At 74.0% G+C, this 12,491-nt stretch carries 16 protein-coding genes; 7 read left to right on the top strand and 9 right to left on the bottom strand.

Annotated elements, in window-relative coordinates:
• Positions 1 to 234: 234 nt before the first annotated feature.
• Positions 235 to 768, top strand: a complete 534-nt coding sequence (locus AB0D08_RS21040) for a DUF6328 family protein (RefSeq protein ID WP_051811897.1) — start codon at positions 235 to 237, stop codon at positions 766 to 768.
• Positions 769 to 789: 21 nt separating this feature from the next.
• Here AB0D08_RS21040 and AB0D08_RS21035 read toward each other — a convergent pair whose 3' ends face one another.
• From AB0D08_RS21035 to AB0D08_RS21025, 3 genes are all read right to left on the bottom strand, one after another.
• Positions 790 to 1,251 carry a hypothetical protein gene (locus AB0D08_RS21035; RefSeq protein WP_063794282.1) on the bottom strand — a complete coding sequence of 154 codons (462 nt, stop codon included), beginning with the start codon at positions 1,249 to 1,251 and terminating at the stop codon, positions 790 to 792.
• A gap of 73 nt (positions 1,252 to 1,324) precedes the next feature.
• Positions 1,325 to 1,792, bottom strand: coding sequence for an SsgA family sporulation/cell division regulator (locus tag AB0D08_RS21030; protein WP_359890574.1), 468 nt, complete (start codon positions 1,790 to 1,792; stop codon positions 1,325 to 1,327).
• A gap of 111 nt (positions 1,793 to 1,903) precedes the next feature.
• Complete coding sequence (locus tag AB0D08_RS21025) at positions 1,904 to 2,215, bottom strand: DUF3040 domain-containing protein (protein ID WP_033818651.1); 312 nt, start codon at positions 2,213 to 2,215, stop codon at positions 1,904 to 1,906.
• 231 nt (positions 2,216 to 2,446) lie between these two features.
• Here AB0D08_RS21025 and AB0D08_RS21020 point away from each other — a divergent pair, with 231 nt between their 5' ends.
• Positions 2,447 to 2,980 (top strand): ferritin-like domain-containing protein, encoded by a 534-nt coding sequence (locus AB0D08_RS21020; RefSeq protein WP_051811895.1) that lies wholly within the window; start codon positions 2,447 to 2,449, stop codon positions 2,978 to 2,980.
• 68 nt (positions 2,981 to 3,048) lie between these two features.
• On the opposite strand, the gene AB0D08_RS21015 is transcribed toward AB0D08_RS21020, so the two are convergent.
• Together AB0D08_RS21015 and AB0D08_RS21010 are read right to left on the bottom strand one after the other, a co-directional pair.
• The gene (locus AB0D08_RS21015) at positions 3,049 to 3,465 is read right to left on the bottom strand and encodes a VOC family protein (protein WP_033818655.1); all 417 of its coding nucleotides are present in this window, start codon (positions 3,463 to 3,465) and stop codon (positions 3,049 to 3,051) included.
• Positions 3,466 to 3,475: 10 nt separating this feature from the next.
• Positions 3,476 to 3,850, bottom strand: a complete 375-nt coding sequence (locus AB0D08_RS21010) for a helix-turn-helix transcriptional regulator (protein WP_199520266.1) — start codon at positions 3,848 to 3,850, stop codon at positions 3,476 to 3,478.
• Between the two features lie 188 nt (positions 3,851 to 4,038).
• Here AB0D08_RS21010 and AB0D08_RS21005 point away from each other — a divergent pair, with 188 nt between their 5' ends.
• Both AB0D08_RS21005 and AB0D08_RS21000 read left to right on the top strand, forming a co-directional pair.
• Positions 4,039 to 4,449, top strand: a complete 411-nt coding sequence (locus AB0D08_RS21005; protein ID WP_033818649.1) for a VOC family protein — start codon at positions 4,039 to 4,041, stop codon at positions 4,447 to 4,449.
• Between the two features lie 80 nt (positions 4,450 to 4,529).
• Positions 4,530 to 6,935, top strand: coding sequence for an excinuclease ABC subunit UvrA (locus AB0D08_RS21000; protein ID WP_033818648.1), 2,406 nt, complete (start codon positions 4,530 to 4,532; stop codon positions 6,933 to 6,935).
• Between the two features lie 70 nt (positions 6,936 to 7,005).
• Here AB0D08_RS21000 and AB0D08_RS20995 read toward each other — a convergent pair whose 3' ends face one another.
• Positions 7,006 to 7,452: an ATP-binding protein gene (locus AB0D08_RS20995; protein WP_359890569.1), complete on the bottom strand. Its 447-nt coding sequence runs from the start codon at positions 7,450 to 7,452 to the stop codon at positions 7,006 to 7,008.
• Positions 7,452 to 7,829: an STAS domain-containing protein gene (locus tag AB0D08_RS20990; protein ID WP_359890566.1), complete on the bottom strand. Its 378-nt coding sequence runs from the start codon at positions 7,827 to 7,829 to the stop codon at positions 7,452 to 7,454. The genes AB0D08_RS20995 and AB0D08_RS20990 overlap by 1 nt, the downstream gene beginning before the upstream one ends.
• Positions 7,830 to 7,979: 150 nt before the next feature.
• Here AB0D08_RS20990 and AB0D08_RS20985 point away from each other — a divergent pair, with 150 nt between their 5' ends.
• Complete coding sequence (locus tag AB0D08_RS20985) at positions 7,980 to 9,125, top strand: glycosyltransferase (RefSeq protein ID WP_359890564.1); 1,146 nt, start codon at positions 7,980 to 7,982, stop codon at positions 9,123 to 9,125.
• A gap of 51 nt (positions 9,126 to 9,176) precedes the next feature.
• Here AB0D08_RS20985 and AB0D08_RS20980 read toward each other — a convergent pair whose 3' ends face one another.
• The gene (locus AB0D08_RS20980) at positions 9,177 to 10,160 is read right to left on the bottom strand and encodes a SigB/SigF/SigG family RNA polymerase sigma factor (RefSeq protein WP_359890561.1); all 984 of its coding nucleotides are present in this window, start codon (positions 10,158 to 10,160) and stop codon (positions 9,177 to 9,179) included.
• 327 nt (positions 10,161 to 10,487) lie between these two features.
• On the opposite strand from AB0D08_RS20980, the gene AB0D08_RS20975 reads away from it, so the two are divergent.
• Positions 10,488 to 10,820, top strand: a complete 333-nt coding sequence (locus AB0D08_RS20975) for a plasmid stabilization protein (RefSeq protein WP_359890559.1) — start codon at positions 10,488 to 10,490, stop codon at positions 10,818 to 10,820.
• A gap of 283 nt (positions 10,821 to 11,103) precedes the next feature.
• On the opposite strand, the gene AB0D08_RS20970 is transcribed toward AB0D08_RS20975, so the two are convergent.
• Positions 11,104 to 11,958 carry an alpha/beta hydrolase gene (locus tag AB0D08_RS20970; protein ID WP_033822788.1) on the bottom strand — a complete coding sequence of 285 codons (855 nt, stop codon included), beginning with the start codon at positions 11,956 to 11,958 and terminating at the stop codon, positions 11,104 to 11,106.
• 100 nt (positions 11,959 to 12,058) lie between these two features.
• Here AB0D08_RS20970 and AB0D08_RS20965 point away from each other — a divergent pair, with 100 nt between their 5' ends.
• Complete coding sequence (locus tag AB0D08_RS20965) at positions 12,059 to 12,472, top strand: helix-turn-helix domain-containing protein (protein WP_033822787.1); 414 nt, start codon at positions 12,059 to 12,061, stop codon at positions 12,470 to 12,472.
• Positions 12,473 to 12,491 lie beyond the last annotated feature (19 nt).

The following is a 12,491-nucleotide window of genomic DNA, read 5'->3' as shown; positions in this document are numbered from 1 at the left end:
TACTTCGCCGCCTCGCTGCGCGCCCCGGCCTTCGCCTTCGAACGCCGGGGCGGCCTCGGCCGGCGGATCTGGCCCGCCGCCGGGCAGCGCGCGGCCCCCACTGACGCACGGCAACATCCCGCCCACCGGTGGACGGCCGGTCGGCGGGCCTCGCCACGTACGCGGCCGGGCCGTGGTGCGATGGGACCGGCGCTCGCGGCCGGGCGCGCCGCGCACAGAGGAGGCGGACGGTCCATGGCAGCCCAACCTCCCGGCAGCCCGCCCGGCGCCTCGGACGAGCCCCTCGACAGCCGCCACGAGAGCCCCGAGCAGCGGGCGGACCGGCGCTGGGGAGATCTGCTGCAGGAGGTGCGGATCGCGCAGACCGGTGCGCAGATCATGTTCGGTTTCATGCTGACCGTCGCCTTCACCCCCCGCTTCGCCACCCTGCAGGGCTTCGACCGCGGCCTGTACGTCGCCGTGGTGACCTGCGGCGCCGTGGCCACCGGGACGCTGATCGCGCCGGTCGGTTACCACCGGGTGCTGGCGGGACGCCATCTGAAGTCGAAGATGGTGACCGCGGTCAGCCGGCTGGTCGCCCTCGGGGCGGCGCTGCTCGCGCTGACGGTCGGCGGCGCGCTGCTCCTGCTGCTGCGGGTCGCCGGCCTGCACGCTGCGGCGTGGCTGGTCGCGGGCCTGGTGATGCTCTGGTTCGGGATCTGCTGGCTGGTGCTGCCGGCCGTGCTGCTCCGGCGGGCCCAGGAGCGGACCGGGCCGGGCGTGCGCTGACGCCCGGCAGCGGCGCCCGGTTCAGTGGCCGGTCCGGTGGACCAGGCCGTGGCGGCGGCGTCCGCCTCCCGGTAGTGCGCTGGATCCGTACTCACCGGGCTCGCCCGGCCGGGTGTCCGGGTCCGGTCCGGCCGGTCCGGCCGCCTCGACGGGGTCGACGGGCTCGACGGGGTCGGTGCCGGTCCCCGGGTAGGCCCCGGTGTAGGCCGCCGGCGCGGTCCGACCGGCGGCGGCCCGGGCGGTGCGGAGTTCGGCGGAGCGGCGGCGGGAGCGGCGGACCCCGGCGGCGATCAGCAGACCGCCGAGGCCGACCAGGAGGGTCAGTGCGATGCCGGCGAGGAAGGCGGTGAGGCTGTCCACGGTGGCCACCTCGGTGCCGAGGACGGTCGCCGTGTAGTCCGGGCCGCCGCCGAGGTTGTCCGCGATCAGCAGGCCGGTGAAGGCGCCCGCCGCGGCGAGCAGCAGTACTCCGAGCAGAATCATCCGGGTGTCCCCTTCCGGGAGTCTTCCGGGGTCGGTCCCCCGGGCGTCTGCCCGGGAGACGGCGGTCCACGCGTCACGGTCTCGGGTCTTCCGCCCGGGTCCCGGTGCCGGTGGTGGGCCGGCGGCCGTCGTCGTCCAAGGTCTGCCTGATCCAGCCGTCGAGGTCCGCCCGGTACTGCTCGCGCCCGCTCGGGACCCCGGCGAAGCTGCGCTGCAGGAACTCCTCCAGTGCCGCGCTCGGGGTGCGCAGCACGGCCGTCGAACCGTCCACCCCGCGCAGCAGCAGCAGGACGTGGCGGTGGCCGATCTCCGGTTCGATCAGGACGTCGCCCTGGCCGGCCGGCACGTCCAGGCCCTCGGCGAGCAGGTCACGGGCGAACACCCAGTGCTCGGGGGCGCCGGCGGGGACGTGGAAGTCGACGTGCACGGCGAACGGGTCGCGGGGGTCGTGGGTCCAGGTCGACCTGACCGGCAGCTCGATGGCCGGGGCGAGCAGGAGGAGGGCGGGGACGGTGGTCGTCACTCGGGTCGGGGGCGTCATACGGGCCTCGACTCCTTCCATCGGCCGTCAGGCCGTCGCGGGCGCGGGCGTCACGCGGCCCGTGTGCCCGGCGGCGGCGAGCCGAAACAGGCGGGCGGTCCCGCTCCCGGCTCACCGGGTGCGCCGCCGTCGCCGGCCGATCAGCCCCGCGAGGGCGGTCAGCGCCGCCGCCCAGGCCAGCCCGAGGACGACCAGGACGGCCGCCGTAGGCTCCCGGACGGCCGCCGCCAGGCACAGTGCGGCGCCCATCAGCAGCATGACCACCGTCGTCGCCCGCACGGCGAGCAGCGCGGTCCGCGCGCGGACCGTCCAGGCCGGGGTCATGGTGCTGAGCCGCCGGTCGAGCCGGGTGTCGCTGCGCAGGTGCTCCTCGATCGACTGCAGGATCTGCCGTTCCTGCCCGGACATCGACGATCCGTCCATCGTCGCCACCTCCGTACCCGTCGGCGACGGCCCCTCTGTTGGCCCGCTACCCGGGCGGAGGCGGTTCCAACCTGTTCCGGCCGGTTTCGGTCGGTTCGCGGCGATTGAGTGCCAACTGTCCTGGTATCGGCCGGTTACTGCCGGTGCCGACCGGTTTCCAGGTCGGCCGTACGGACATACGCTCGACCCGGGGGCCGGGCGACCCGGCCGGGGCGGACGAGGAGGACTGGGATGAGCGACAGCCTGGCGCTGGACGTCGACCGGATCAGCCGGGAGGCCCTGCGGACCATCGCCGCCGGTCCGGTGGCCGACCGCGCGGGCCTCGACACCGAGCGCGTGATCAGTGTGCTGAACGATGTCGTGGCGGCTGAGGTGGTTGCGTGGCTGCGGTACACCCGGCACTCGGTGACCGCCCGCCGCGGCGACCGTTCGGCGGCGAGCGACCGGTTCGACGCGCTAGCGGAGCGGGCGATGCGGCACGCGACGGCGGTCGCGGACCGGATCACCCAGCTCGGCGGGCGCCCCAACTTCGACCCCGCCACCCTCGCCCAGCGCGCCCACACGGACTACTCGGTGACCGACGCCTCGGCGCTGCGCACGCTGTGGGAGCAGAACCTCCAGGCGACCCGGATCGTGGTGGCCGCGTACCGCTCGATCATCGGCTGGCTGGGCGACCAGGACCGGCAGACCCGGGAGTTGATGGAGTCGCTGCTGGCGGACGAGCGGCGCAGCGAGCAGGAGCTGGCCGCGCAGCTGGCGCCCTGAGCCTGCGCGACCGGGCGCCGCCGGCCGGGCCGGCGGCGCGGGAGTGGCCGCGGCGGGGTTGGCGGGGATCAGGTCCCGAGGGGCTGGGTGAAGCGCAGCATGTTGCCGGCCGGGTCGCGGAAGGCGCAGTCCCGCACGCCGTAGGGCTGGTCCATCGGCTCCTGGAGGACCTCGCCGCCCGCGGCGCTGATCCGCTCGAAGGTGGCGTCGCAGTCGTCGGTGCCGAAGATGACGCCGCGCAGCAGGCCCTTGGCCATCAGCTCGGCCATGGCCAGCCGGTCGGCCGGGGAGGCGTTGGGGTCGGCGGCGGGCGGTTCGAGGACCACGTTCACGTCGGGCTGCGAGGGTGCGCCGACGGTCACCCAGCGCATCCCCTCGAACCCGACGTCGTTGCGCACCTCCAGGCCGAGCACGTCGCGGTAGAAGGCGATCGCCTTGTCGTGGTCGTCGACGGCGATGAAGCATTGGGAGAGGCTGATGTTCATGGCGTACACGCTACGACCGGCCGCCCGGGGATGCTTCTCCGTTCCTGACCGGTCTGGTGTGGATCTTGGCGATGCAGGCGGGGATGGCGGCGCCGTCCTCGTGGTCGCGGGCCCGGTAGGCGCTCGGGCTCTCGCCGACGAGTTCGGTGAAACGCGAGCTGAACGAGCCCAGCGAGGTACAGCCGACCGCGAAGCAGACCTCGGTCACGGTGAGGTCGCCGCGGCGCAGCAGCGCCTTGGCCCGCTCGATCCGACGGGTCATCAGGTAGCTGTAGGGCGTCTCGCCGTAGGCGGCGCGGAAGCTGCGGGAGAAGTGGCCGGCGGACATCAGCGCCTCGCGGGCCAGCGCCGGTACGTCGAGCGGCTCGGCGTAGTCGCGGTCCATCCGGTCGCGGGCCCGTCGCAGCCGGACCAGGTCGTCGAGGCTCTGCCGTCTCACCCGGCCAGTCTCCCACAGCGGCCGTGCCCGGGGCGGTGGTTCGCGGCGCGGCCGGACCGGCCGGGGAGTGGGTGCGGGGAACCGGTCAGGAATGGAGAAGCCCCCGCGTCCGGCGGCTGCCTAGCCTGAGGGCCATGGACATCAGCATTCACTGGACCTTCCTCCCCCACCACGACCCGGAGGCCTCGCTGGCCTTCTACCGCGACCTCCTCGGCCTCGAGGTCCGCAACGACGTCGGCGCGGGCGCGATGCGCTGGATCACGCTCGGCCCGGCCGGCCGGCCCGGCACCGCGGTCGTCCTGGAGCCGCCGGCCGCCGATCCCGGGATCACCGAGGACGAGCGCCGCACCATCGCCGAGATGATGGCCAAGGGCAGCTACGCCCGGATCACCCTGGCCACCGCCGACCTCGACGGCACCTTCGCCCGGCTGAAGGGCGGCGGCGCCGAGGTCGTCCAGGAGCCGACCGAGCAGCCCTACGGGTTCCGTGACTGCGCGTTCCGGGATCCGGCCGGGAACCTGGTCCGCATCAACGAGGTCCGCTGACCCCGGACTGGTTAGATCGGAGCCAGGCGACGCCGGCGGGGGCCGCGGAGGCGGCCCCCGCCCGACGGGATGGAGAGACGATGAGCAAGGCCACGGGGACGGACACGCGGTCGCCCGCGCCGCACAGTGCCGACAGCCACGATCTGATCCGCGTGCACGGCGCGCGCGTGAACAACCTGAAGGACGTCAGCATCGAGATCCCGAAGCGCCGGCTGACGGTGTTCACCGGCGTCTCCGGTTCGGGCAAGTCCTCGCTGGTGTTCGGCACGATCGCGGCGGAGTCGCAGCGGCTGATCAACGAGACCTACAGCGCGTTCGTCCAGGGCTTCATGCCGACCATGGCCCGGCCCGAGGTGGACGTCCTGGACGGGCTGACCACCGCGATCAGCGTCGACCAGCAGCGGCTGGGCGCCGATCCGCGCTCCACGGTCGGCACCGCCACCGACGCCAACGCGATGCTGCGGATCCTGTTCAGCCGGCTCGGCAGCCCGCAGATCGGCCCGCCCTCGGCGTACGCCTTCAACGTCCCCTCGGTCCGGGCGAGCGGTGCGATCACCGTCGAGCGCGGCGCCCGGAAGGCCGTGAAGGCGACCTTCAACCGCACCGGCGGCATGTGCCCGCGCTGCGAGGGCCGGGGCACGGTCACCGACATCGACCTGACCCAGCTGTACGACGACTCCAAGTCGCTCGCCGAGGGCGCGTTCACCATCCCCGGCTGGAAGTCGGACAGCTTCTGGACCGTGCGGGTCTACGCCGAGTCGGGCCTGCTCGACCCGGACAAGCCGATCCGCAAGTACACCAAGAAGGAGATGCACGACTTCCTGTACCGGGAGCCGACCAAGGTGAAGGTGGAGGGCGTCAACCTCACCTACGAGGGGCTGATCCCGAAGATCCAGAAGTCCTTCCTGTCCAAGGACAAGGAGGCGCTGCAGCCGCACATCCGGGCGTTCGTGGAGCGGGCGGTCACCTTCACCACCTGCCCCGAGTGCGACGGCACCCGGCTCAGCGAGGGCGCCCGGTCGTCCAGGATCGGGCGGATCAGCATCGCAGACGCCTGTTCGATGGAGATCCGGGACCTCGCGGAGTGGGTCCGCGGCCTGGACGAGCCGTCGGTGGCGCCGCTGCTGACCGCGCTCGGGCAGAGCCTGGACTCGTTCGTGGAGATCGGCCTGGGGTACCTCTCGCTCGACCGGCCGGCCGGGACGCTGTCGGGCGGCGAGGCGCAGCGCGTCAAGATGATCCGCCACCTCGGCTCCTCGCTCACGGACGTGACCTACGTCTTCGACGAGCCGACCATCGGCCTGCACCCGCACGACATCCAGCGGATGAACGGCCTGCTGCTGCGCCTGCGGGACAAGGGCAACACCGTGCTCGTGGTGGAGCACAAGCCGGAGCTGATCGCGATCGCCGACCACGTGGTCGACCTCGGCCCCGGTGCCGGTTCGGCGGGCGGCACGGTCTGCTTCGAGGGCTCCCTCGAGGGACTGCGGGCCTCGGACACCGTCACCGGACGCCACCTCGACGACCGGGCGTCGCTGAAGGAGTCGGTGCGGACGCCGACCGGCGCGCTGGAGGTCCGCGGCGCGAGCGCGAACAACCTGCGCGACGTCGACGTGGACATCCCGCTCGGGGTGCTCACCGTGATCACCGGTGTGGCGGGCTCCGGAAAGAGTTCGCTGGTGCAGGGGTCGCTGGTCAAGGGCCCGGGGGCGGAGGAGGCCGGTGTGGTCTCGGTCGACCAGGGCGCGATCGGCGGCTCGCGGCGGAGCAACCCGGCGACGTACACGGGTCTGCTGGACCCGATCCGCAAGGCGTTCGCGAAGGCCAACGGCGTGAAGCCGGCGCTGTTCAGCGCCAACTCCGAGGGGGCCTGCCCCACCTGCAACGGCATCGGCGTGGTGTACACCGACCTCGCGATGATGGCGGGCGTCGCGACCGTATGCGAGGAGTGCGAGGGCCGGCGGTTCCAGGCGTCGGTGCTGGAGTACCGGCTCGGCGGGCGGGACATCAGCGAGGTGCTGGCGATGTCGGTGACCGAGGCGGAGGAGTTCTTCGGCGCGGGCGAGGCCCACACCCCGGCGGCGCACCGCATCCTGGTCCGGCTCGCCGATGTCGGGCTCGGCTACCTCGGCCTCGGGCAGCCGCTCACCACGCTGTCCGGCGGCGAGCGGCAGCGGCTCAAGCTGGCCACGCACATGGGCGACAAGGGCGGTGTCTACGTGCTGGACGAGCCGACCACGGGTCTGCACCTGGCCGATGTGGAGCAGCTGCTGGGCCTGCTCGACCGGCTGGTGGACGCCGGGAAGTCGGTCATCGTGATCGAGCACCACCAGGCGGTCATGGCGCACGCCGACTGGATCATCGACCTCGGTCCGGGCGCCGGCCACGACGGCGGCCGGATCGTCTTCGAGGGCACGCCCGCCGACCTGGTCGCCGCCCGCTCCACCCTCACCGGCGAGCACCTCGCGGCGTACGTAGGCGCCTGACAGCGGGCGCCCGGCCGCGGGGGCTCTGCTCTGCCGCGGGGGCACCGAGGTGGCCCGCCGGCCCGGAGGTTCACGCCCCGGGCCGGCGGGCCACCTCCAGCCAGACCGTCTTGCCGTGCTCGTGCAGCGCGTACCCCCAGTCGGCGGCGAGCCGGTCGACCACCCGGAGTCCGTGGCCGCTGGGGATGCCGGGGTGCTGGCCGGCGGCCAGGCGCGGCAGCTCGCGGCTGCCGTCGGAGACCTCCACCCGGATCGCCGGCCCGGCCGACACCAGGGCGAGTTCGTTCGGCCCGCCGGCGTGCAGGCAGGCGTTGGTGACCAGTTCGGTGACCAGCAGCAGGACGTCCCCGGCCAGCTCCTGCCCCTCCCGGTCGGCGGCCGGCAGCCAGCCCCAGTCCTCCAGCGCGGTGAGCGCGAACGCCCGGGAGCGGCCGACCGATCCGCGCGGCTCGCCCAGCAGCAGCCGACGTACCTGGCCGACCGGGGGGCACGCGGCGGCGGGGCGGGCGGTGTCCATCAGCGGCCGCCAGGACCCGCGAGGGCCTCGTCCAGCGTGCCGTACACCTCGAAGACCTCCTGGGTGCCGGTGACCTCCAGCATCCGGGCGACCATCGGCACGGGCCGGGCCAGCACCAGGTCGCCGCCGCCCTCGCGCGCCGCCGAGCGGGCGTTCAGCAGCAGGTTGAGTCCGGTGGAGTCGCAGAACAGGAGTCCCTCGCAGTCGACCACGGTCCGCCCGCCGGGCCCGGCCGTCCGAGCCGCGTGCAGCGCCCGTTCCAGGGGCTCCGCGGTCTCATGGTCCAGCTCGCCGTCCGGGCGGACCAGCACGCCCGACTCCCAGGGGTGTGCGGACACGGTCAGCCGTCCGGTCGTCCTGCCGGTGTCGGAGTCCATCGGCTCCGCTCCCTCGCCTCGCCGGGATTTCGCCCCTCCACCATAGATCCGCCGCCGCCGCGATTCGCCCGGTCGCTGCGGCCCGGGGGGTTTCAGGGTGCGGCCGACCGGTCAGGAGTCGGGCATACGGTCTGTTGATCGGAGTCTGGGATGCACATCGCCATCGTCTCCGGAGGACGCCGCCCCACCGACGACGCGGTACCCGAGCGGCTGCTCGCCATGGCCGGGGCACTGGCGGCGATCGGCCACCGGGTGACCCTGACCGGCCGGTGGGAGGCGGCGCTGCCGGCCGGGTACGAGTTGCCCCCCGAGGTCGTTATCCGGCCGCTCGACTCACCCCCGACGGACGGCGCCGGCACCGAGGCACTGCTCGCAATGGTCCCCGCCATGGCCGACCAGCTGGAGCATGGCTGGCGCGCCGACCCCCCGGAGGTCGCGCACGCGATCGGGCTGGACGCCGGGCTGGCCGTGCTGGTCGCCGCGCGCAGCGTCAAGAACCTCTTCACCGTCCACGAGCGGATCGCCGTCCTCCCCGACGAGGGCTCGCTGCCCGCCTCCATGGCCGGGAGCGCGCACCGGCTGCAGAGCGCCGTGGCGCGCAGCGCGGACGCGGTCGTCGCCCGGTCACCGGAGGAGGCCCGGGTGCTGCGGCGGCTGGGCGCGCGGCACGGCCGCGTGATGCTGCTGCCGCAGGGCGTGGACACCGAACGCTTCGCCCCCGCGGGCCGTCACCCGCCGCACGAGGTGGCCCAGCTGCTGTGCCTGGACGGCGGCCGGTCGGCCGCCAGCGTCGGCGCGGCCATCCGGGCGGCGGCCGAGGTGCCCGAGGCCCAGCTGGTGGTGGTCGGCGGCCGGGCGGGCGACACCGGCCCGGGCGCAGGTGCGGGCGCGGGCACGGGCGCGGGTTCAGGCTCGGGCGCGGACGGCGAGGTCCGGCAGGTGCCCGAGGTCCCGCACGAGGCCGTACCGGCGCTGCTGCGCTCCAGCGACATCCTGGTCACCGCGCCGCAGACCGACCCGTCCGGGACGGTCGCCCTGGAGGCGATGGCCTGCGCCGTGCCGGTGGTGGCCGGCGCCGTGGGGGCGCTGCGCAGTCTGGTGGTGGACGACGTGACCGGGCTGCTGGTCCCGCCGGACCGCCCCGACCTGCTGGCCAAGTCGGTCCGGCGGCTGCTGGACGACCCGGCGCTGCGCCAGGCGCTCGGCGTCGCGGGCCTCGACCGGGCCCGGGCGGAGCACTCCTGGCCGGTGGTGGCGGGCCGGCTGGACCGGGTGTACCAGGGGCTGCACCACTGACGGGGGCGCGGTCGCCATGGTCGCCGGCGGCGTGCTGCGCCCCTCGGCGGGTCAGGGTGTCGCCTCGCCGCCGGTCGTCCCGTCCGCGTCGGCGTCCTCCAGCCGTTCGCGCAGCCGGCCGAGGATCCCGGCGAGCAGCCGGGAGACCTGCATCTGCGAGACGCCGATCTCGGCGGCGATCTCGGACTGGGTGTGATCGCCCCAGAACCGGGCCAGCAGCACGGCGCGCTCGCGCGGCGCCAGCTCGTGCAGCAGCGGCCGGACGGCCACCCGGAACTCCACCAGGTCCAGGTCCGGGTCGCAGTGGCCGAGACGCTCGCCCAGGGCGCCGCCGCCGTCGTCGGCGTCGTCGGTGCCCGGGGCGTCCAGCGAGTGGGTGCGGCAGAGGCGGGCGGCCGTCAGGCCGGCGGCGACCTGTTCGGGGGCGAGGTCGAGTTCGGTGGCCAGTTCGGCCTGGGTGGGCGGCCGGCCGAGCCGCTGTTCCAGGCGGTCGGAGCCGCGGGCGGTCACCAGGTACATCTCCTGCATGCTGCGCGGCACCCGGACCGGCCAGGAGGTGTCCCGGAAGAACCGCTTCACCTCGCCGGTGATGGTGGGGACGGCGTACGTCAGGAACTCCACGCCGCGGTCGGGGTCGAAGCCGTCCACGGCCTTGATCAGGCCGACGGTGCCGACCTGGAGGATGTCGTCCAGCTCCTCGCTGCGGTGGCGGAAGCGGGCGGCCACGAAGCGGACCAGCGGCATGTTCAGCTCGATGATCGTGCCGCGGACGTAGCTGTAGTCCCGGCTCTCCCGCTCCAGACCCGCCAGGCGCCGGAACAGCGCGTCACTGAGCGCGCGCGCCTCGGTCTTGCCCATCGAACGCAGCTGCTCGGGGGTGGGGCGCGCCGCGGCGACGGCTTCGGCGGTCAGGTCCGGGTCCGGGGACTGGGCCTGGGCCTGGGCCGGGGCCGGTTCGGGCGCGCTCTCACGCGGCGGGGTCCCGGCGGGCGCGCCCGTACGGTCTGCAGTCAGGGTGATGCTGGCGGTGAGCACGACGTTCAGCTCCCTGCGGGGTCTCGGGGCTCCGGCTCTCCGGCGTGCTCCGGCGCGGGCCGGGGACGCCCGGGGAGGGGAGCTCGTGGTACCGCCCGGCCCGGGCTGAGCCGCGCGGGCCGACGGCGGGAGGCGGGCAGAAGAGACTGCACCTCCATCTGACCGGTCTACCCGGCCGTACGCCGATCACGCCCGATCCACCCTACTTGTCCACAAAAGATCCGAGCCGATCTGGAACGGGCGCATGCCGGAACGCCACCCGGGTAGGCGCGCAGGCGCAAGCCCGAGCGGACCTCGGAACGCGTCGGACGGAGAGGAGCAGCCGCCATGCCCCGTGGAGCGAGCCCCAAGCGCGAACGCCAGTACGAACACATCAAGGAAGGCCTGCTGCAGCGCGGCCGCGACGAGGACACCGCCGAGGAGATCGCCGCCCGGACGGTCAACAAGGAGCGCGCCCGCCACGGCGAGTCCAGGACCGCCGGCCGCAGCTCACTGCAGGACATCTCCTCCGGCCGGCGCGGCGGCCTCCGGTCGCACCAGGGCCCCGGCGGGCGAACGTACCAGCAGCTCTACAACGAGGCGCGGAATCGCAATCTCAAGGGCCGCTCGAAGATGGACAAGAAGCAGCTCTCCGACGCACTCGGGCACCGGGACGCCTGACGCCCGGGTGCGGACGGCGACGAGAACCGAGGAGGAACCGGACCATGCCCTCCATCCCCGTACCGCCCGGGCCCGACGTCGGCCCGCTGCCGCCCGACCCGGTCCCGGTCCCACCCGAACCCGTCCGGCCCCCGGGCCCGGCCCGCCCGGGCGACCCGCGCCCCGACCCGCCGGTCCCGCCCTATCCCCCGCCACCCGGCCCCGACCCGGAACCCCCGGTCCCCCGCCCGGCGGGGTGAGCCGGCCGGCAGCGTAGCGGGGTGATCCTTCGGTCCCGAGCCGGTCACTTCGGCAGATCGGCGGCGAGGAAGGGGGCAAGGAGCGCGAACAGTGCGTCGGGGCGGTCGAGGGGGATGATGTGGCCGCAGTCCTGGAGCTGGTGTCCGACCAGGTCATCGGCGATGGGACGGAGTTGGCGTTCGAGCCCGGCGCCGATGGGGTAGGAGCCGACGGCCATGGTGGGCATCGTCAGCCGAGCCGTCGCGACGGCGTCCTGGATCTGCTGCGCGCTGGTGGGCAGGGCCCGGTAGTAGGAGAACGCGCAGCGAAGGGCCTCGCTCCCGGTGTATGCGTGGACGAAGGCCGCACGGATGTCGTCGGGTACTCCTCGCCCGAGCGTCCCCGCATCGAGGAACCAGTCGATGTACGGGGCCTCGTTGCCGGCCAGGACGGTCTCGGCGAGGCCGGGGACGGCGTGGAAGCCGAACCACCACGGCGCGCCGCCCGCGAAATGTTCGACTCCGGGCAGGCGGCCGAGCAGTGCCTCCATCACGACCAGGCGCCGGACGAGGCCGGGCCGGCGCAGCGCGAGCAGGACGGCGGGGGCGGTGCCCGCGTCGATGCCGACCACCGCGGCCGAGGGCTCGCCGAGTGCGTCGAGCAGCCCTTCGGCGTCGGCGGCCAGGGTGCCTGCGTCGTAACCCTCGACGGCACGTTCACTGGCGCCGAAGCCTCGCAGGTCCGGGGCGATGACCCGGTACCGCTTGGCCAGTCGGCCCATGATGCTGCTCCAGAGCTGCCAGGTGTGCGGGAAGCCGTGCAGCAGGAGAACTGCGGGTCCGTCCCCGGCGACGGCGACGTTGAGTTGGACGCCGTTCGTCTCGATGCGGCGCAGTTGGTGTCCGGTGGCGGCGGGCATGACGGCTCCTCCAAGTGGTTACCATTGGTTACCTCAGAACGATAGGTAACTGCCCGGCCGGTTCCTAGACGGCACTTTCAGGGAAGGTGGTGAGCCACAGGTGACCACCCGAGGAGCCCGGGCCGCCGGTCGCGGGGTACGCGGCGATCTGTTCGATCCCCACTGCCCGACGCGGCAGTTGCTGGACCGCATCGGCACGAAGTGGACGTCCATGGCCGTCAAGACGCTCGCCGATGCCGCACCGGACGAGGTGCGCTTCGCGGAGCTGAGACGCCGGATGCCCGGCGTCTCGCAGAAGATGCTGTCCGTGACGCTGCGGAGCCTGACCCGCGACGGGCTGGTGTCGCGTCGGGTCGAACCGACCGTGCCGCCGCGGGTCTTCTACCGACTCACCGCACTCGGGCTGTCCCTGGAAGCCGTGCTGGCGGGGCTGCGGACCTGGGCGGAGGATCACATGGCCGAGATCGACCGCGCCAACGAAGCCACCGACCAGGAGGCCGACGATGAGGGATAGACAGGCCGGTTCCGCGCTC

Origin of the sequence: Kitasatospora sp. NPDC048540 (assembly GCF_040651175.1) — a bacterium.
Lineage (GTDB): Bacteria > Actinomycetota > Actinomycetes > Streptomycetales > Streptomycetaceae > Kitasatospora.
The sequence above is the reverse complement of the archived record's forward strand: the minus strand, read 5'-3'. Positions and strand labels throughout refer to the sequence as shown.